Here is an 18,490-nt window from a genome sequence, read left to right on the forward strand (position 1 = left end):
AAGACTAATCAGGATGATGGTGGTGATGGTTAAATTGAATACGATTCATAATATGTGTGCTCTCTGCCGAATACGTGATTAATAATTTAAGTGTACATTTGTTGTCTTCCAAGTCACAGCCTTGTAGGCAATAGCATATTTTAGCGTTACTTATGTTTGGTCTACTTTGTGACTTCAGGAAAACTTTATGCTTCACTTTATATATATTATATGTTTGCTATAGGTTAGCAGACATAAGAAATTGGTTGTGTGCCATTTAACCTATCTGATCCTGTGTATGAAAAGCAACCCTTTTTTAAAAAAAGTTATTTTTAGCTATTAATCTTTTGTTTTATATGAAAATTATGTTTTATCCTCTTTAGGTAAGTGAGCGGGTGATATCCTTTACAGGCACAATTTGCTTCAATAATCAAAATCATATGAGCTGGGGAGAATCATGGTGAAAAAGGTTTCAATTATTGGACTGGGATGGCTGGGAATGCCATTGGCACAAGCTTTACGGAGGAGTGGTATACAGGTAGTCGGTAGCAAAACAACCCCGGATGGTGTTGAAGCAGCCTGTATGTGTGGAGTTGACTGTCATTTATTGAATTTGACTCCTGAAATCATCTGTACACCTGATAAGCTTGAACAACTTATGTCAGTTGATGTATTGGTTTTGACATTGCCTGTCAGCAGAGTTGCAGGAGGTGGGGCAGAGTATGTCAGAGCAATACAGTTACTTGTTGATACTGCTCTCTCGTATTCTGTTCCTCATATTATTTTTACCAGTTCAACTTCCGTTTACGGCTCTTCTGTCGGCCATCTCAATGAAGATGCACCATTGTTTCCTGAAACTCAATCTGCTAAGGCATTGGTTGAGCTGGAAAACTGGTTGCATCAATTACCCAATACATCTGTTGATATCCTGCGTTTGGCGGGTTTGGTAGGTAGTGGTCGTCATGCAGGACGTTTTCTGGCAGGGCAGAAAGCCATTGCTGGGGGAGAAAATGCAGTTAATTTAGTTCATCAGGATGATGCTATCTCTGCTATTAAGCTCCTTATTCAGCGTTCTGAAGGAGGCAATATTTATAACTTGTGTGCTCCGGAACATCCCAGAAGATCGGAGTTTTATTCGCAAGCCTGCCGTCAGCTTAATTTGACCCCGCCAGAATTTTTACAACCGGAAGATGAAGAAATGGAAAATCACGCAGGGAAGTGTAAAACAGTTGATGGGAGCCGCATCTGCCGGGAACTGGGGTTCGAGTATCAGTATCCAGACCCCGGTAGAATGCCGATGAGCCTGTAATTAGTTTATTTCAATCATAACGATTTTTTGGAACGCTGGTCTTTCAGTCATTAATTGATACCAGCGTTCTAAGCTTGGCAGCGATGGATGCTCTGTCACGACATTAATCCATAGGTAGACAAAGGGAGCAAGGGCGATATCGGCCATGCCAAATTTATCACCGGAAAGATAGGTTTGTTTGCCTAATGTTTCATCAGCAATTTTCAGCAGTTTTTTTATCTCTGCAAATGCTTGAGAGATGATTTTTTGATCGCGTTGTGCTTCTGGAGTTCTGACAAAGTTTATCATAAGCTGTTTGATTGGAGGAAAGAGATTACAGCCTATCCAATCCATCCATTTTTCGACATTATATTTTTCTTTAATATCAGTTGGATAAATAATATCTTTGCCAAATTTTTCCGCAATGTAACGAACAATCACATTTGATTCCCACAGAATAAAATCATCATCCTGTAAACATGGAATAACACCATTGGGATTCATGTGCAAATATTTCGGTTCATCAAGTTTGCCAAATTTTCCACCAACATCAATTTGCTGATATGGGATCTTTAATTCTTCCAGACACCAAAGAACCTTTTTTACATTTGATGAATTTTTACGGCCCCAGACTGTTAACATCATTTTTTCCTTAATATCAGGTTGTTCTGAATTATTGATAATATGACAATAAATGCATGTGAATGACAGTAAAATCTTTACGTTATTGGATTGGAGTCTTATCTCATAACATCCTATATTAATAGAGGTTTTGTATTTTGGCTGTCAGAGAAAAAAGGCGGGAGATGATGAAAAAAAGCGGTCAGATAAAGATAATAAAGTCTTTTACGGTGGGGCTGAGTGTTTTTTGGCTGGCAAGTACCAACTTATACGCGATAAATGAACCAGCTGAGCCAGAGATTGATGCTAAAGCTTATATTTTGATGGACTATGCCAGTGGAAAAATTCTGGCGTCAAATAACCCTGATGAGCGTTTGGATCCTGCGAGTCTGACAAAAATGATGACCAGCTATGTGATTGGGCAGTCGATGAAAGCTGGCAAAATTTCCCAAGAGGATTTGGTCACTGTCGGAAAGGATGCCTGGGCGACAGGTAATCCGGTGCTTAAAGGGTCATCCCTGATGTTTTTAAAACCTGGAGATAGAGTTAAAGTCATTGATTTAAATCGTGGTATTGTGATCCAGTCTGGCAATGATGCCAGTATTGCTCTTGCAGATTATGTTGCAGGCAGTCAGGATGCTTTTGTTGATTTAATGAATAAATACTCTCAATCGCTGGGTTTGACAAATACTCATTTTAAGACTGTTCATGGTTTAGATGCTACCGGGCAGTATAGCACTGCTCGTGATATGGCACTTTTGGGGCAAGCAATGATCCGTGATGTTCCAGAAGAATATGCACTGAATAAAGAAAAAGAATTCACTTTCAACAAAATCCGCCAGCCTAATCGCAACCGCTTGTTGTGGAATCAAAACATGAGTGTGGATGGTATAAAGACAGGCCATACCAGCGGAGCAGGATATAATCTTGTCGCCTCTGCAACAGAAGGCCCAATGCGTTTAATCTCAGTTGTTCTGGGGGCTTCAAGTGATCGAATTCGTTTTGTGGACAGTGAAAAGCTTCTGGCATGGGGTTTTCGTTTTTATGAAACCAGTATCCCACTTAAGGCCGATGATGTACTGGTAACCGAAAAAGTGTGGTATGGAACCCGCCCGGAAGTTGCTTTAGGGGTAGAAAAAGATGCGGCAGTTACGGTTTTGCGTGGACAGTCGGGTAATTTGAAAGCAAGTTTTACACTGAATCAGACACCACTGGAAGCGCCATTGACAAAGAATCAGGTTGTAGGAACGGTTAATTTTATGTTGGATGGTAAGGTCATTGAACAACGCCCGCTGGTAGTAAAAGAAGCCGTTGAGGAGGCGGGGTTCTTTGGCCGCATTTGGGATTTTATTGTACTGACCGTCAGCGGTTGGTTTAACTCAATTTTCAGTTAGTGAACGATTAAGTAAAGATATAATAACTTGAAAATAGTTAGAAGTTAAAAAAATGCCAGTCCCCTTTATCGTGGCTGGCATTTATTTCAGGGCAGCGACTGTAGAAAGCTGCCTGATATGTTCATTACATCACAGAGTAAACGGCTGCTGAAATAGCAATTGACCCTGTCAAAATAACAAAGATATTGCTTGGCTTGCCTGCATATTTGCGCATAGCCGGAACCTTATGAATAGCATACATTGGCATGATGAACAGGATCATGGCAATGATTGGCCCACCCAGAGATTCAATGATGTTCAGGATACTTGGGTTAAGTGTTGCTATAATCCAAGCACTGATTAGCATGAACAAATTAGTGATACGATTCAGTGTCTTGTGCTGAATAGTTTTTCCTTGCGTGATCAGTGCTTTGTTAACGATGCCATTAAAGCCTTCACGGGCACCCAGATAGTGACCAAGGAATGACTTGGTAATTGCGATAAAGGCAATGAATGGTGCAATGTATTCAATGACTGGAGCATTAAAATGGTTAGCGAGATAAGACAAAATAGTAATGTTCTGTGCTTTAGCTTCTGCCAGATTTTCAGGTGATAGGCTTAGTACGCAGCTCAAGACGAAGAACATGACTGTCAGTACCATCATAATGTGAGCATAGCCCAGAATGCTTGAACATTTTTTCTCCGCATTTTCACCGTACTCTTCACGTTTTGCCACAGCAAATGCAGAGATGATCGGGGAATGGTTGAAAGAGAAAACCATTACTGGGATTGCCAACCACAGGGTGAACAATAGGCCATGACTATTGGTTGAAGATACGGCATTTTCCAGCGACAAAGTGTCAAAGATAGCAGTGTTCCAGTGAGGGATTAGATACAGAGCCAGAAGCATCAAAACGGTGACAAATGGGAACACTAGGACACTCATTGCTTTGACAATGGCTTGTTCACCGAAACGAACAATGCTCATGACGCCCAGGATTAATAACAGTGCCAGCAGTGCACGAGGTGGAGCGTCCATATGTAGCTGGTGGATAATAAAACTATCTACTGTATTGGTTAGTGCAACACTATAAACCAGCAGGATAGGGTAAATTGCAAAGAAGTACAGAATAGTGATCAAAAAGCCCGCAACTTTACCGAAATGCTCTTCTACCACGCCAGTGATATCTTCGCCGCTATTTTTGCCGGACAAGACAAAGCGACACATTCCGCGGTGAGCAAAGAATGTCATCGGAAGTGCAAGCAGTGCCATGATGATCAGTGGTATTAACCCGCCAATACCGGCGTTTATGGGAAGAAACAGAACGCCAGCGCCAATGGCTGTACCATATAATCCCAACATCCATACAGTGTCTGATTTACGCCAGGTAGAGTAATCGCTTTTGCCGGAAGCAGAGGATGCGATTGAACCTGTTTGAGATGTGTCCATAAATATCTCCGAAAAAACGCGATAAAGTAAAATTTAAAAACTGCTAAACCCGCACATTAATAAAATGCGCGAATTGGATTCGTTATAATGAGTAATAAATTGTCAGATATTGTTCTGATGTTTATTTAAACACTTTTATTTCTATACAAATAATATTGCCTAAAATACGGTCATCTTAAGCAGAGGATTCGAGATCCAGTTTAGTTCTATTTTTTGATGCTTAAATCAAAAAAGCTTAACCACATACTTTTGATAGGGGAAATATAATTATTTTTAGTAAAATGTACCGTGATCGCTCTCGCAATTGTAAGATTTATATCATAAAGTTAGTATGTTATGAATTTTTATGATGATGTTAATTAAATATTAAAATAAAATGCATCCATAAAAAGTGGATAATAAATATCATCAGTTGAATTTTAACATTCTGTGTTTGTTCTACTATTCCTGATTTTTCATTCAAGTGTTAATATATTATTTTTTCATGAGGGATTCCAGTCCCAGATTAATATAACTTTTATCTCTTTAGCTATAAATTCCTTCCCCTTTATTTCACTGTATCATTATGAAATAACAGTAAAATAATAGTGTCTTTTATTTTGGTTTAAAATGTGTGCTGTATGATTGGGATTTTGATTTCATTAATGTTATGAATTAATAATCTTCTTGATGTTAAAAAAACATTGAATGAAAAAAAATCAAACAAGGTTTGATTTGTAAAGAAAGAGTAATCTTATTACGGTTATGAAATGTTGTATATAGCGTAAGTGTTTTATACCGATTGCTGATTTATTTGTTTTTTAGATAACCCAGAGGCTTGGTTAAATGAGAAGTTATTGTGTTCAGCCACACTCACTTTTTTAATCATAGTCCCCCCCAGTTACAATGTTTTAATTTTCTGGGGGAATCCATTTTCTATTGCTTGCTATGTTGAGTGCTTGATTTAACTTTGTATCCAACCTCTTCTGATTAAAAAGGCACAGCAGAATTGGTAAAGGTAGGTTAGTTTGCTTTGCAAACATGCTCCATACAGGTGCCAGAATATTTGGGAAAATGCACATCCCATAAGGCTGACCAAAAATGCGCCAAGCATATCAATTGGCCAGTGAACTCCGACATAGACTCTGGCCCAGGCAATAGCGCAGGCAATAACCGTCAGGCAAAAACCTGACCAGATGCGGTGCCAGAAGATAAATGCTAATGCGAAAGTAAACACAGCTGTACCGTGATTACTGGGGAAAGAAACTGTTGGCGCATGAGCAAGAAAATTATGGCCAACACCTTCAACAAAAGGGCGTACATGAGGAACCAGCATTCCAATGATTGCTGAAACCGTCATTGCAAAGGCAAAGGCAATACAAGATTTGCTGACAACAATGCGCTGGTGTGAGATAGCTTCTTTTTTCCCCCAAAGCCAGCAAATTGCTAAGGTGGTGGGGTAAATATACACCATATATTTTGCAACAAAGATTGAAAACATGATCATGCCTGGTGATGAATCTGGTGTAGCATTGATAAGAGTAAATAAATCGTGGTTCAGTTGTTCTAGCAAAATGAGCCTCACACAGCGCATTGAAGTAAAAATATGATAATGTGCTTTTTATCAAATATTGTGCAAAACAGTAATTTTATCATGTGGCTTAGTAAAGAGATATCGCCTTAATTCGTCATATTGTTTAATACTGATTAAATTTGAGGTGAGTAAATAATGTATTGATAAGCGCAGGGCAGGATACTCCTTAGGCGTGCTTTTTTCCTTTCCGGTATAAACAAAAAACCCGATAGTCTTTAACCAAAGGGGATGACCATCGGGCTCCTCAATATGGGGACATCAAAGAAAAGCAGTGGCACTAATTGAGACTGTGTGAAAACATGAAAGTTCTCGATATCGAAAAAAATTACAGAATTTTTTTAGTGCGGCAGTAGTTTGAGCTGTATGGGTTGGAATTTTGTGGAATATTTAGGCGTATACCGCTATTCAGAAAGAGAATTTTTCTTTCACCTAAATAGCGGATAATATGATTATTTGTACAGTTCTAGGTTTTCTTTGGCGTAGTCTTCAAAATCTGTACAACCGCCAATGTGTTTTTCATCAATGAAAATTTGAGGAACCGTCTCAACAGGCTTACCTACTGTTTTTGATAAGTCGTCTTTGGTGATGCCTTCTGCCCAGATATCAACATAGCGGTAGTCAAAATCTTCGCGCTCTGTTTTTAATTTTTCAGCCAACTCTTTAGCTCGGACGCAGTATGGGCAACCAGGACGACCAAAAATGACTGTGTACATATAAACTCCTTATTGGTAATAATCATGGACTACATAGATATGTCATCTTGGGTTACTATGCCTGTAAGCGTGGGTAAAAAAAAGCAGGAATTTCATTTCGTTTTAATCAATCCCGCCAATTATACCTCGTGGATTTCAAAATGTAGCCAACAAAGGAGGCAACTTGAAAGACGAAGGATATAGCAGATATTTATGTATGATAGCCTGATGAAACGGTTAAAAAAGCATCTCACATATCAGATTTGGAAGGTAGTCAACAAATGAAGAAAAGTACATCAAAAGAGATGCGTTCGTTGGCTGATATGCCAAAGCTGGTTATTTTATTAGAAATATTGGGAATTGGGTTGTTGGCTTTAGTCTATTTGTCGATAACTGGTAGTATAATTCTATCGCCTTTATTAATGACGACAGAAGCACACATTGCTATGATCTTATTGGGTATTGGTTGTTTGATACCCGCAGCTATCCATATTATCTGGCGTGCGATCTATAATCTTTCTTTCTTAGGAATTGATCATAAGAAAGCAGGTAGAAATCATCAGATTGACTCTGATGAAGAAAAAACAAAATAGGTTAACGATTTCATGTTGCTATCCTAGTCGTGTTTTCTGAAGGTAGCATATGTCACTTTTAGTCATATGAGGTTGATTCAATGGATTCTATGGTTATCCCAAATTTAGCAACATTACGTAATTGGCTTGATAAACTCAAAATCTCTTATTTTGAGAATGAAGCAAGTCCAGTATTACATTTGCCTCATATGCAGAACATTGATGGCTTGTTTGATGCCAAGCTTGATCTGTTAGGGGATGTTGTCTTTTTCTCCGCTTTGGCGGAAGTCAGGCCAACTGCGATTATTCCATTAGTGGCAAATTTGAGTCAGATTAATGCCAGTTCCCTTACTGTTAAGGCATTTCTTGATGTTCAGGATGAAAATTTACCCAAGTTGATTGTTTGTCAGGCGTTTCCTATCGCTGCTGGTATGACTTTCCAACAATTTTCTCATTTTCTGAAGCAGAGTGAGGAACAAATTGCTAATGTGATCTTTGAAGTTCACAGTAATAATTTCCTTTATGTTAATAGTGATATGGAAAGTGAAATGGAAGTGGAAGATGAAGAATTACAAACTTCGACGTTTACCTTGCACTAATATTTTTTAATGTGGTTTTTTACAATGCAATGTGTGCAGTATACTGCGGGGCATTGTCACTCCTGCCAGTGGCTTGATAAGTCCTATTTAAAACAATTATCTGATAAACAAGAACATTTACAACAACTTTTACAAGAATCATCAATAACGTGCTGGCAGCCTCCTGTTGCCAGTCAACTTACTGAGTTTCGTAATAAAGCTAAAATGGTAGTGAGTGGCAGTGTTGAACGTCCGCTACTTGGGATGTTGCATCGGGATGGCAGGGCAGTCGATCTTTGCGATTGTCCTTTGTATCCACAACACTTTCAATCAGTATTCGAAGTAATAAAAGTATTTATTGCTAAAGCGGGATTAGTTCCATACAACGTTGCGCGTAAAAGAGGTGAGCTCAAATATATTTTATTGACCGAAAGTCGTGCTAACAGAGAAATGATGCTGAGGTTTGTGCTGCGTTCAGAAACCAAATTGGAACAGCTAAAACGTGCTTTACCGTGGTTACAAGAACAATTACCACAATTGGTGGTGATTTCCGCAAATATTCAGTTTGTCCATATGGCGATCCTGGAAAGTGAAAAAGAGATAATTCTTACTGAAAAGAAAATGTTACAGGATAATTTTAATAATATTCCGTTGTACATTCGTCCCCGTAGCTTTTTCCAGACTAATCCCGATATTGCTTCACTATTATATGCGACTGCCGGGCAGTGGGTCAGGGAATTAAATATAAACAGTATGTGGGATCTGTTTTGTGGTGCAGGTGGTTTTGGTCTGCATTGTGCAGATAAAGAGACAAGGCTGACTGGTATTGAAATCAGTGAGGAAGCCATTGATTGTGCCAAGAACTCGGCTAATAGCCTTGGACTTAAACATGTTGAGTTTCAGGCACTGGATTCTACACGTTTTGCTCTTGATAAATCTCAGATCCCTGAGTTGGTGTTGGTTAATCCTCCACGCAGGGGAATTGGTAAGGAGCTTTGCCAATATCTTAATCGGATGGCTCCTAAATTTATTCTTTATTCAAGCTGTAATGCTGAGACTATGGCAAAAGATATCACTATGCTCGGACGATACCGAATAGAGAAAGTACAATTATTCGATATGTTCCCCCATACAGAGCATTATGAAACGCTGGCATTATTAGTTATTGATGGCAATTAACCGGAACGAGGGATATTTCCATTGTTGATAACAATGTGTTGGTAATAATTTACTAGTAACAAATAGCAATCAACAATGGAAGCGAAAATAACAATAATGCAGATAATTTTAATTACGTTGCTCAAATAATAAGGTGCGTCGTTCAATCAGACGCATGAGTAGTGTTAAAAGGCCATTTATACAAAGATAAATAATACCTGCGGCAACAAATACTGTTGCATCATAGCTGCGGCCAAACTGGAGTTGGCTGTATCCCATTATATCCAGCAGTGTTATCGTACTAGCCAATGAAGTGCTTTTGAAAATTAATACAACTTCATTTGAATAGGAAGAAAGTGCTCTTTTGAAGGCATAAGGTAATAGAATGCGCATGGAATGTGCTTTTGACATCCCAAGCGCGTCGCAGGATTGCCATTGTCCGGCAGGGATCGCTTTAACCGCACCGTAAAAAAGTTGAGTCGAATATGCTGCACTATTTAATGCCAATGTCACCATAGCACAAAGCCACGGTTCGGACATGAGTTGCCACAACCACGGATATGCTTTCAGTGACGGAAATTGGCCTGGGCCGTAGTAAATCAAAAAGAATTGCACGAGCAAGGGTGTTCCGGTAAACAGTGTGATGTAGCCTTTCACCAATTGCGATAATATCGGCAGTTTCATCGTCAGAATAGCAGTCAAGATGACAGACGTCATAAATGCTACCAGCAATGCGGTAACAGTCAGGCTTAGGCTGGTTTGTAAACCTGGCAAAATATCCTTTATATACTCAAACATCGGAAGCACTCCGTTCAAAATGAGTAGCACGCACTTCAAGTCGTTTAAGGATAAATTGGCTCACCAATGTAATAAGTAGATAGATAATGGCGGCAATCATATACCAAGTGAATGGCTCTTGTGTGCGGGTGGCAATACTTTTTGTTTGTAACATCAAATCATTAACACTTATCAGTGAAACCAATGCTGTGTCTTTCAGTAAGACTAACCATTGATTACCAAGCCCCGGCAAAGCATGACGCCACATTTGCGGCATAATTAAACGAAAAAAGATACGGCCTTGGCCTAACCCTAATGCTTGCCCGGCTTCTCGTTGTCCCATCGGGATTGCTTTCAATGCCCCTCTCAATGTTTGAGAGGCATATGCAGAATAAAGCAGGGAGAGGGCAATAACACCACAAAGGAAAGGGCTGACATCAAAACTGTCAATTTCCATTTGTATCCTGAATTGCCACACCACAAGATTGATATCAATGCCTTCTGACAAGGTGATCAGAAGTTGTGAACTTCCAAAATAGATAAAGAAAACCACTAAAATTTCAGGTAACCCACGGATCAAAGTAACCCAACAGGCTCCTAGAAATGCAAAGGGTTTCCAACGGGAAGACTCCCAGGTAGCAAAAAGCATTGCCAGAATCAGACCAGTTACAAGAGATACAACAGCAAGGCCGACGGTTATACCGGCGGCACTGATTAAAGATTGAAGTTCACTCATAGAGATTCAGCTAATTATTGTTCAAACCATTTTTTGTAGATAGTGCCATAAGTACCATCTTGCTTGATTTCAGCCAGAGCCTGGTTCAGTTTGTTCAATAAGACGGTATTGCCCTTACGAACAGCTATGCCTAAACCTGTACCGAAGTAATTTTTGTCAGTAACTTTTTCGCCAATAGTACTCAGTTCTTTATTCTTTTTTAGCCACTCATTAACAACGGCTGTATCACCGAATAGTGCATCAATACGCCCATTTTTCAGATCAAGGATCGCATTTTGATAGCTGTCATAAGGAACGCTTTTTAGCTCCTTATGCTGTTCCATGAGGTATTTTTGATGGGTTGTGCCGTTTTGAGTACCTACTTGTTTTCCTTTAAGTTCAGTAACTTGGGAGTATTTCCCTTTGACAGTGACAAATATGGCCGAATTATCATAATAAGTATCAGTGAAATCAACTTGTTTCTGTCTGTCTGGTGTAATATCGATACCCGCCATCAATACATCAACGCGGCGGAATTTCAGGCTGGGAATGAGACTATCGAATGCTTGGTGGGTGAAGGTGCATTCGGCATGGATTTTTTTACACATAGCGTTTGCTAAATCCACATCGAATCCCTGGATTTTATTATTTGCATCAATAAACTCAAAGGGGGGATAGGTTGCTTCAGTGGCAAAACGGAGTGTTTGTTTCTCTGCTGCGGTCGCGGATAGTGTTATTGAACTTAGTAAGGCTGCAAGCAATAATTTTTTCATAGCCATGTCCTGTAATTCATAAGTATGTGGTTGATGAATGTTATTAAAGTTATTGGTGTTTATTTGTTAACGAGTTATCTGCCTGGCTGAATTAATATGACAGGGTTAGTGTGACAAATAATTAGCAAAGGCTTCTGTGTGAGGCTTCAAAAAATGGCTTGCATCACCTTTTTCTATAATTCGCCCTTTCTCCATATAGATGAACTGACTTGCTGTTTTACGGGCAAGCTCTACTTCATGTGTCACAATAATTTGAGTGATCCCGGTCTCTGCCAATTCTTTTATTATGTCAACGACTTGAGATGTGATTTCTGGATCAAGTGCAGAGGTGGGTTCATCAAACAGCAGAACTTGAGGTTCCATCATCAACGCTCGTGCAATGGCGACACGTTGCTGTTGTCCGCCTGACAAATGTAATGGAAAACGATTGGAAAATTCCTCCAGACGAAGACGGGAGAGTAATTTTGCTGCTTTTTCCTGTGTTTGTTGTCTAGGTAGCCCTAATACCTGACGGGGAGCTTCGGTCAGGTTATCCATTACAGTCAGATGTGGCCACAAATTGTATTGTTGGAAAACCATACCTACTTTCTGCCGTAGGGCACGGATTTTTTTTTCGCCGGGGGGGTGTTTAAAGTCAAATTGATGCTGTGCCATACTTAACTGACCAGAACGTGGCACCTCCAGTAAATTCAGGACTCGCAGTAAGGAACTTTTGCCCGCACCACTAGGCCCTAGTAATACTATGGTTTCTCCTGACGTACATTCGAAATTGATGTCAAACAGAGCTTGATTAGTTCCATAGAAACAATCGATGTTTTTTAATTGAATTCTCATGCGAAAAATATGAATAGTTAGCTGGTTGATGGGATATTAATCTCAAAGGAATAACTATGCAATAATATCTGCATAAGATTGTTGTTTTAGTCAATTTAATAAGTTAACTAATCAGGCTGTCGATATTTTATCTGGTTTCTTTTTGTTCTCTAATATGGTTTTTTCGATTAAGTATTATGCTGTTAAATGATGTTGCAAATTTCTTATACTAAAAACATGAGCTAAATCTACTGGGTAAAAAATGCAATAAATATGGGTGTCATTAAACTCAAAATGAAACCATGAACGATAGCTGCGGGTACGATACTCAAACCACCACAGCGCTGTAATATTGGTAATGTGAAATCTATTGATGCAGCTCCGGTTAAACCCAATGCTGTAGAACGGTATCGATTGATTAGCATGGGGATGAGCATGATTGATGCCAGTTCACGAGCCAAATCATTGAAAAAAGCAGTACTGCCTAATACTGGACCATAGGCATCAGAGAGTAAAATGCCAGAAAGAGAATACCAGCCATAGCCAGATGCAACGGCAAGGCCTGTTTTGGTCGGTAGCCCCAGTAGAAAAGCAGCCAGCATACCACCTAAAAGAGAACTGACAGCGACAACGATAGCAACAATGGTTCCACGGCGATTGATCAGGGTTTGTTTCAGGGTCATGCCGTTATTACGTAGCTGAATTCCGACAAGAAAAAGTAAAAAAATTAAGGTGATTTCACTCGCTTTGCTGGCAAAATGAAACCATGACCATTCCGTCAAACCAAATAGAAAACCCAATATTAGAGCACCGCATAATTTAATGGAATCAAATGCCATATGTAGACGGGAAGGAGGGCTTTCTTGCTTATATTCTGCGATAATCCACGGTTTTCTTTTATCCAACAGGAAAAGTGCCAGTAAATTAGTTACAAAGATGCACAGAAAAAATGTCATCGCATATAGCAAGATAGAGAGTAGGTTACTACCCAGATTTTCTAGCATAGCAAGGCTGATACCCATGAAAACGAGGATGAGATAAACCATGACATTGAGCAGTTGGTGAACTCTGATAAGTATCGTTTTATTATTTAGACGGATCAGATAACCCAGGCTCAATGGAAGGAGGATAATTAGTAATCCTGAATACATGTCACAATCCTTATTATAATAAACGTCTTTTTATCTGTTTTTATACCCTTTATCTTACGAGCTTCATTATTAGCTGCATTCACACTTATGGCCGTAGCAGATAATCTATCGGGTATATCTTTAACTGGTCATAAAAACCAAAAAAATAATAACAACAATAAATTTACACTGGAGTAACAAGTAGGATAAAGGGAAACCTACTGAAATTCAACGCGTTTTTTACTATATGATAAGGTTGAAATCATTAAATAAAATGAAGTGATTTTGATACTGAATAGAGAGGTATACTATTGAATTGTATATGAATTTATGATATTAGAGGTTTCAATCAATTGTCATTGGTATTTAATGATAAAGTTCTTCTGATTCTTACATCTATTTCATTTATATCCAATTTATTTACATCTGACACATTTATATCTATCGTGGATAGACAATTGGCATATTAGAGTTGATAAGAACAGAAGAGGTGAGGTGCCAAGCTTATCGCTGATTTTAGATTCTTAGCCAGAGAAAAAGTGATATGGCTATTGGATAATAACACGCCACAAATAACGTTTGTTTATCTGTGGCGTGGAAATTACGAATTAATTTGATTACTCTTTTTTGATTTTAAGCCATCTTCCAAAGGAACAATAAGACTGGCATGAGTGCCTTTAGGGCCTTGATTAACACTGAAATTCACTTTTTGTCCCGCTTTCAGCGTTCTATAACCATCCATCTGAATGGTTGAATAGTGAGCGAATATGTCATCGCCGCCGCCAGCCGGGCAAATAAATCCAAAGCCCTTTGCATTATTGAACCATTTAACTGTACCTGTTTCCATACTTCTCTATCCCTCGTATTATGATTTCGGATTTAGGAATCACTAAAAATTTCAGGATTATGAACAGTCGTTCAGCTAGGAATGGTGTTCATAAAATACACTGTAGTGAAATTCATTTCATCGTCAAGCATAGAAATAGCGTCAGGTTGTCTCAAATCGCTAAAGTTTGATATAGATAACGGTATCAGATTTTCAGGTGGAAGACTTGCTCTGATCGTCTATGGGAATAAGCAGAGTGCTTTATGCAGTGATAAAATATATAGAGGTAGAATGAATTAGTTCATACTAAAATCCGGTAGAAAGATAATACTCAGTGGAAAGACAATGAGTCAGTTTTATAACAGCTTGAATCTTGAAGAATTTGTTGAAGATAAAGAAAAGCAAGCGTTACAGCCGCCGTCAATGTATAAGATTATTCTGAACAATGATGATTATACCCCTATGGAGTTTGTGGTTGACGTATTGCAAAAGTTCTTTTCTTATGATGTTGAACGAGCAACGCAACTAATGCTGGATGTCCATTACCAAGGAAAGGCTATTTGCGGTATTTATACAGCAGAGATCGCAGAAACTAAGGCTGCGCAAGTGAATATGTATGCGAAGGAGCACGAGCATCCGTTACTTTGCACGCTAGAAAAGGTCTGATCTGGCTTATTGATTTTGGGAGGAGGTGCTTATGCTCAATCAAGAATTGGAGCTTAGTCTCAACATTGCTTTTGCCAAAGCAAGGGATAGCAGACATGAATTTATGACTGTAGAGCACCTATTGCTGGCGTTGTTAAGTAACACATCAGCGCGAGAAGCACTGGAGGCTTGTAAGGTCGATCTGGCAATATTACGCCAGGAATTAGAAAATTTTATAACTCAAACAACCCCTTTACTATCTGAGAATGATGATCGAGATACACAACCAACGTTGAGTTTTCAGCGTGTTTTGCAACGTGCCGTATTTCATGTTCAATCTTCAGGGCGCTCAGAAGTTTCTGGGGCAAATGTGTTAGTTGCTATTTTTAGTGAACAGGAATCTCAGGCGGCTTATTTACTGCGTAAGCATGATGTTAGCCGACTGGATGTTGTGAATTTTATATCTCACGGAACACGTAAAGATGAACTCGATAATGAGCCTCATCACAGCGTTAATCCAGTTCAGGAAGAACAAGTGATAGGTGAAGATCGATTGGAGAATTTCACGACAAACCTGAATCTGTTAGCGCAGAAAGGGCAGATTGATCCACTTGTCGGACGTCAGCATGAATTGGAAAGGACAATTCAGGTGTTATGTCGTCGGCGTAAGAACAATCCTTTGTTTGTGGGTGAATCCGGGGTTGGTAAAACAGCGATTGCGGAAGGGCTTGCATGGCGTATTGTGCAAAAAGATGTCCCGGAAGTGATGAAAGATTGCACGATTTATTCATTGGATATTGGTTCGTTACTGGCAGGAACAAAATATCGTGGCGATTTTGAGAAGCGCTTCAAAGCCTTGTTAAAAACACTAGAACAAGATAGTAAAAGTATTCTCTTTATCGACGAAATTCATACCATTATCGGGGCTGGTGCTGCTTCGGGTGGGCAAGTGGATGCTGCTAATCTGATTAAACCACTTTTATCCAGCGGTCGTATTCGGGTAATTGGTTCAACAACTTATCAAGAATTCAGCAATATCTTTGAGAAAGATCGCGCTTTGGCTCGTCGGTTCCAGAAAATTGATATTCTTGAGCCTTCTTCTGAAGAAACAATACAGATTATTCATGGCTTACGTGCCAAATATGAGGCGCATCATCATGTCCGCTATACATCGAAAGCTATTCGGGCTGCTGTTGAGTTATCTGTGAAATACATTTCTGATCGTCATTTGCCAGATAAAGCTATTGATGTGATTGATGAAGCAGGGGCTCGAACGAGGTTAGTCCCGGTCAGTCGTCGCAGAAAGACAATCAATGTTTCAGACATTGAATCTGTTGTGGCTCGTATTGCCCGTATTCCGGAGAAAACAGTTTCAGCCAGTGATAAAGATGTATTGAGAACACTGGATGATCGTTTGAAAATGTTGGTTTTTGGTCAGCACAAAGCAATTGGAGCATTAACAGAAGCCATTAAAATGAGTCGTGCTGGATTGAGGCAGGAGTATAAACCTGTTGGTTCTTTTCTATTTGCGGGGCCTACAGGGGTTGGTAAAACTGAAGTGACAGTTCAGTTAGCCAAAGTACTTAATATCAAGCTACTGCGGTTTGATATGTCTGAATATATGGAACGTCATACTGTTAGCCGCCTGATTGGTGCACCGCCAGGTTATGTTGGCTATGATCAGGGTGGTTTATTGACAGATGCTATTATCAAACACCCTCATTCTGTATTGCTGCTTGACGAAATTGAGAAAGCTCATCCTGATGTATTCAATTTACTGCTGCAAGTCATGGATAATGGAACATTGACTGATAACAATGGCCGGAAGGCTGATTTCCGCAATGTTATTTTGGTCATGACAACCAATGCCGGGGTGCGTGAGACCCAGCGTAAATCCATCGGTTTCACTGAGCAGGATAACAGCATTGATGGTATGGGAGAAATTAAGCGAATCTTTACCCCTGAATTCCGTAATCGACTTGATAGTATCATTTGGTTTGATGCACTTTCTGCGGAAGTTATTCAGCAAGTAGTTGATAAATTTATTGTTGAATTACAAGCTCAGTTGGATGAGAAAGGTGTTTCTCTGGAAATCAATACAGATGCCCGTCAGTGGTTATGTGATAAAGGGTATGATAAAGCGATGGGAGCCCGTCCTATGGCTCGCGTGATCCAGGATAGCCTGAAAAAACCTTTAGCCAATGAATTACTGTTTGGTTCCTTAGTGCATGGCGGATCTGTCAGGATTACTCTTGATAAAGATAAGCAGGTACTGAAATACGATTTCAAAGGCGTGCAAAAGTCGAATAAGAAAAAATCAGAAGATGCCGTACTATAGCTGCATATAAATAACTGCATATAAATAAGTACGGCAAACACTGGCCGTATGACTGAGAACGACACCACAGGAGAATGCTGAAAAATACATTACCTGTGGTGTTAAGAAGGTCTGTGAATCAGCGGCTACGGAAGACGATACGGCCTTTGCTCAGGTCATATGGGGTTAGCTCAACTGTAACCTTGTCTCCAGTCAGGATGCGGATGTAGTTCTTACGCATTTTGCCTGAAATATGAGCAGTAACGACGTGTCCGTTTTCTAGTTCGACACGGAACATAGTGTTTGGCAGTGTGTCTAACACAGTGCCTTGCATTTCAATATTGTCTTCTTTGGCCATCTAATCCTCTAAATGTAACAACCATAGTCTTTAACCGACAAGATAATGCCGAAAAACCCTCATTATGTAAAGGAATGTCGTATTTTAAACCATCATTTTCCTCATAATGGAATTGACACTCCCACCGTAAACAGCATAAATCACCAAGTGTTGATTATAATTCCAGCACTTGTGTATCCCAACAGCCTGCTTGCAATGATTGTTTTTTACCTTGCTCAAGATACTGGAGAAATTCTCTCCTTGGAATATTTTTCGCGCCCAGTGACTCTGTATGGTGATTTAGCACCTGACAGTCAAACAGCTGACCGCCATGACGTAAAAAATGGTGATAGAATGCCACAAAAGCGCACTTAGATGCATTCTCTATTTTGCTGAACATTGATTCACCACAAAATAGCGCTCCTACACTAACACCGTATAATCCACCAACAAGCTGGCGTTTATGCCAGACTTCAACCGAATGAGCCCGACCTTCCTGATGTAAGGTTTGGTAACCTTGCTGAATATTAGCTCCGATCCACGTACCTTCTTGTCGCTGGGCACAGCCGTATATCACCTGATCGAAAGCATAGTTTACCGTAATTTGATAAGAATGTTTGCGAATAAAACGTCGCAGAGTACGTCCGGTATGTAATTCTCCCGGGATTAGAACCGCCCTGGGATCCGGAGACCACCATAAGGGAGGCTCATCAGGCGAAAACCATGGAAAAATTCCCTTACTATAAGCGGCCTTTAAGCGCTCTGCACTCAAATCTCCTCCGAATGCCAATAGACCATTCGGCTCTGCTAATGCATTGGTTGGATGAGGAAATTCACATGAGTTATCCAATTGAGCTATCAACATAAAAGTTA

The 18,490-nt window shown here is 39.7% G+C and carries 19 protein-coding genes and 1 other annotated feature (1 of these 20 only partly in view); of the genes, 7 read left to right on the forward strand and 12 right to left on the reverse strand.

Going from position 1 to position 18,490, the window contains the following annotated elements; genetic code table 11:
• Positions 1 to 29, reverse strand: a sequence feature (His leader region); it reaches 94 nt to the left of the window's first position.
• Positions 30 to 436: 407 nt separating this feature from the next.
• Positions 437 to 1,288, forward strand: a complete 852-nt coding sequence (locus Xbud_RS14380; protein ID WP_099136700.1) for an SDR family oxidoreductase — start codon at positions 437 to 439, stop codon at positions 1,286 to 1,288.
• Here Xbud_RS14380 and Xbud_RS14385 read toward each other — a convergent pair whose 3' ends face one another.
• The gene (locus Xbud_RS14385) at positions 1,289 to 1,909 is read right to left on the reverse strand and encodes a glutathione S-transferase family protein (RefSeq protein ID WP_099136701.1); all 621 of its coding nucleotides are present in this window, start codon (positions 1,907 to 1,909) and stop codon (positions 1,289 to 1,291) included. It abuts the gene before it with no gap.
• 167 nt (positions 1,910 to 2,076) lie between these two features.
• Here Xbud_RS14385 and Xbud_RS14390 point away from each other — a divergent pair, with 167 nt between their 5' ends.
• The gene (locus tag Xbud_RS14390; protein ID WP_422645753.1) at positions 2,077 to 3,282 is read left to right on the forward strand and encodes a serine hydrolase; all 1,206 of its coding nucleotides are present in this window, start codon (positions 2,077 to 2,079) and stop codon (positions 3,280 to 3,282) included.
• Between the two features lie 124 nt (positions 3,283 to 3,406).
• Here Xbud_RS14390 and Xbud_RS14395 read toward each other — a convergent pair whose 3' ends face one another.
• From Xbud_RS14395 to Xbud_RS14405, 3 genes are all read right to left on the reverse strand, one after another.
• Complete coding sequence (locus Xbud_RS14395; protein ID WP_099136703.1) at positions 3,407 to 4,711, reverse strand: HAAAP family serine/threonine permease; 1,305 nt, start codon at positions 4,709 to 4,711, stop codon at positions 3,407 to 3,409.
• A gap of 943 nt (positions 4,712 to 5,654) precedes the next feature.
• On the reverse strand, positions 5,655 to 6,284 hold the full coding sequence (ybjG, locus tag Xbud_RS14400) for an undecaprenyl-diphosphate phosphatase (protein WP_099136704.1): 630 nt from the start codon (positions 6,282 to 6,284) through the stop codon (positions 5,655 to 5,657).
• A gap of 449 nt (positions 6,285 to 6,733) precedes the next feature.
• Positions 6,734 to 6,997, reverse strand: a complete 264-nt coding sequence (locus tag Xbud_RS14405) for a GrxA family glutaredoxin (protein WP_099136705.1) — start codon at positions 6,995 to 6,997, stop codon at positions 6,734 to 6,736.
• Between the two features lie 260 nt (positions 6,998 to 7,257).
• Between Xbud_RS14405 and Xbud_RS14410 the strand changes: the two genes are divergently transcribed.
• The 3 genes from Xbud_RS14410 to rlmC all read left to right on the forward strand — a co-directional run bounded on the left by Xbud_RS14410 (position 7,258) and on the right by rlmC (position 9,305).
• Complete coding sequence (locus Xbud_RS14410) at positions 7,258 to 7,569, forward strand: YbjC family protein (RefSeq protein WP_099136706.1); 312 nt, start codon at positions 7,258 to 7,260, stop codon at positions 7,567 to 7,569.
• Positions 7,570 to 7,649: 80 nt separating this feature from the next.
• Complete coding sequence (locus tag Xbud_RS14415; RefSeq protein WP_099136707.1) at positions 7,650 to 8,147, forward strand: type III secretion system chaperone family protein; 498 nt, start codon at positions 7,650 to 7,652, stop codon at positions 8,145 to 8,147.
• 24 nt (positions 8,148 to 8,171) lie between these two features.
• Positions 8,172 to 9,305, forward strand: coding sequence for a 23S rRNA (uracil(747)-C(5))-methyltransferase RlmC (gene rlmC / locus Xbud_RS14420; RefSeq protein WP_099136708.1), 1,134 nt, complete (start codon positions 8,172 to 8,174; stop codon positions 9,303 to 9,305).
• Positions 9,306 to 9,413: 108 nt separating this feature from the next.
• Here rlmC and artM read toward each other — a convergent pair whose 3' ends face one another.
• The 6 genes from artM to cspD form a co-directional block, all read right to left on the reverse strand.
• A complete protein-coding gene (gene artM / locus Xbud_RS14425; protein ID WP_099136709.1) occupies positions 9,414 to 10,082 on the reverse strand; it encodes an arginine ABC transporter permease ArtM in 669 nt (222 codons plus the stop codon).
• Positions 10,075 to 10,797 carry an arginine ABC transporter permease ArtQ gene (gene artQ, locus Xbud_RS14430; protein WP_099136710.1) on the reverse strand — a complete coding sequence of 241 codons (723 nt, stop codon included), beginning with the start codon at positions 10,795 to 10,797 and terminating at the stop codon, positions 10,075 to 10,077. The genes artM and artQ overlap by 8 nt, the downstream gene beginning before the upstream one ends.
• Positions 10,798 to 10,811: 14 nt before the next feature.
• Complete coding sequence (gene artJ / locus Xbud_RS14435) at positions 10,812 to 11,549, reverse strand: arginine ABC transporter substrate-binding protein (RefSeq protein WP_099136711.1); 738 nt, start codon at positions 11,547 to 11,549, stop codon at positions 10,812 to 10,814.
• Positions 11,550 to 11,654: 105 nt separating this feature from the next.
• Positions 11,655 to 12,383: an arginine ABC transporter ATP-binding protein ArtP gene (gene artP / locus Xbud_RS14440; RefSeq protein ID WP_099136712.1), complete on the reverse strand. Its 729-nt coding sequence runs from the start codon at positions 12,381 to 12,383 to the stop codon at positions 11,655 to 11,657.
• A gap of 227 nt (positions 12,384 to 12,610) precedes the next feature.
• On the reverse strand, positions 12,611 to 13,513 hold the full coding sequence (locus Xbud_RS14445) for a LysO family transporter (RefSeq protein WP_099136713.1): 903 nt from the start codon (positions 13,511 to 13,513) through the stop codon (positions 12,611 to 12,613).
• Between the two features lie 580 nt (positions 13,514 to 14,093).
• Entirely contained in the window at positions 14,094 to 14,339 is a 246-nt protein-coding gene (cspD, locus tag Xbud_RS14450) for a cold shock-like protein CspD (RefSeq protein ID WP_099136714.1), read from the reverse strand.
• 324 nt (positions 14,340 to 14,663) lie between these two features.
• Here cspD and clpS point away from each other — a divergent pair, with 324 nt between their 5' ends.
• On the forward strand, positions 14,664 to 14,984 hold the full coding sequence (gene clpS, locus Xbud_RS14455) for an ATP-dependent Clp protease adapter ClpS (protein ID WP_099136715.1): 321 nt from the start codon (positions 14,664 to 14,666) through the stop codon (positions 14,982 to 14,984).
• A 31-nt stretch (positions 14,985 to 15,015) separates the two neighbouring features.
• Positions 15,016 to 17,301: an ATP-dependent Clp protease ATP-binding subunit ClpA gene (gene clpA / locus Xbud_RS14460; RefSeq protein WP_099136716.1), complete on the forward strand. Its 2,286-nt coding sequence runs from the start codon at positions 15,016 to 15,018 to the stop codon at positions 17,299 to 17,301.
• A 118-nt stretch (positions 17,302 to 17,419) separates the two neighbouring features.
• Here clpA and infA read toward each other — a convergent pair whose 3' ends face one another.
• Both infA and aat read right to left on the reverse strand, forming a co-directional pair.
• Positions 17,420 to 17,638 (reverse strand): translation initiation factor IF-1, encoded by a 219-nt coding sequence (infA, locus tag Xbud_RS14465; protein WP_002211347.1) that lies wholly within the window; start codon positions 17,636 to 17,638, stop codon positions 17,420 to 17,422.
• A 154-nt stretch (positions 17,639 to 17,792) separates the two neighbouring features.
• Entirely contained in the window at positions 17,793 to 18,482 is a 690-nt protein-coding gene (gene aat, locus Xbud_RS14470; protein ID WP_099136717.1) for a leucyl/phenylalanyl-tRNA--protein transferase, read from the reverse strand.
• Positions 18,483 to 18,490: the final 8 nt, after the last annotated feature.

It is taken from the genome of Xenorhabdus budapestensis (assembly GCF_002632465.1).
Taxonomy (GTDB): Bacteria; Pseudomonadota; Gammaproteobacteria; order Enterobacterales; family Enterobacteriaceae; genus Xenorhabdus; species Xenorhabdus budapestensis.

Excerpts from the sequence above, each read along its gene's own strand:
- Xbud_RS14380 (WP_099136700.1), top strand. The coding sequence starts at position 437 with ATGGTGAAAAAGGTTTCAATTATTGGACTGGGATGGCTGGGAATGCCA.
- Xbud_RS14385 (WP_099136701.1), bottom strand. The coding sequence starts at position 1,909 with ATGTTAACAGTCTGGGGCCGTAAAAATTCATCAAATGTAAAAAAGGTT.
- Xbud_RS14390 (WP_422645753.1), top strand. The coding sequence starts at position 2,077 with ATGAAAAAAAGCGGTCAGATAAAGATAATAAAGTCTTTTACGGTGGGG.
- Xbud_RS14395 (WP_099136703.1), bottom strand. The coding sequence starts at position 4,711 with ATGGACACATCTCAAACAGGTTCAATCGCATCCTCTGCTTCCGGCAAA.
- ybjG (WP_099136704.1), bottom strand. The coding sequence starts at position 6,284 with ATGCGCTGTGTGAGGCTCATTTTGCTAGAACAACTGAACCACGATTTA.
- Xbud_RS14405 (WP_099136705.1), bottom strand. The coding sequence starts at position 6,997 with ATGTACACAGTCATTTTTGGTCGTCCTGGTTGCCCATACTGCGTCCGA.
- Xbud_RS14410 (WP_099136706.1), top strand. The coding sequence starts at position 7,258 with ATGAAGAAAAGTACATCAAAAGAGATGCGTTCGTTGGCTGATATGCCA.
- Xbud_RS14415 (WP_099136707.1), top strand. The coding sequence starts at position 7,650 with ATGGATTCTATGGTTATCCCAAATTTAGCAACATTACGTAATTGGCTT.
- rlmC (WP_099136708.1), top strand. The coding sequence starts at position 8,172 with ATGCAATGTGTGCAGTATACTGCGGGGCATTGTCACTCCTGCCAGTGG.
- artM (WP_099136709.1), bottom strand. The coding sequence starts at position 10,082 with ATGTTTGAGTATATAAAGGATATTTTGCCAGGTTTACAAACCAGCCTA.
- artQ (WP_099136710.1), bottom strand. The coding sequence starts at position 10,797 with ATGAGTGAACTTCAATCTTTAATCAGTGCCGCCGGTATAACCGTCGGC.
- artJ (WP_099136711.1), bottom strand. The coding sequence starts at position 11,549 with ATGAAAAAATTATTGCTTGCAGCCTTACTAAGTTCAATAACACTATCC.
- artP (WP_099136712.1), bottom strand. The coding sequence starts at position 12,383 with ATGAGAATTCAATTAAAAAACATCGATTGTTTCTATGGAACTAATCAA.
- Xbud_RS14445 (WP_099136713.1), bottom strand. The coding sequence starts at position 13,513 with ATGTATTCAGGATTACTAATTATCCTCCTTCCATTGAGCCTGGGTTAT.
- cspD (WP_099136714.1), bottom strand. The coding sequence starts at position 14,339 with ATGGAAACAGGTACAGTTAAATGGTTCAATAATGCAAAGGGCTTTGGA.
- clpS (WP_099136715.1), top strand. The coding sequence starts at position 14,664 with ATGAGTCAGTTTTATAACAGCTTGAATCTTGAAGAATTTGTTGAAGAT.
- clpA (WP_099136716.1), top strand. The coding sequence starts at position 15,016 with ATGCTCAATCAAGAATTGGAGCTTAGTCTCAACATTGCTTTTGCCAAA.
- infA (WP_002211347.1), bottom strand. The coding sequence starts at position 17,638 with ATGGCCAAAGAAGACAATATTGAAATGCAAGGCACTGTGTTAGACACA.
- aat (WP_099136717.1), bottom strand. The coding sequence starts at position 18,482 with ATGTTGATAGCTCAATTGGATAACTCATGTGAATTTCCTCATCCAACC.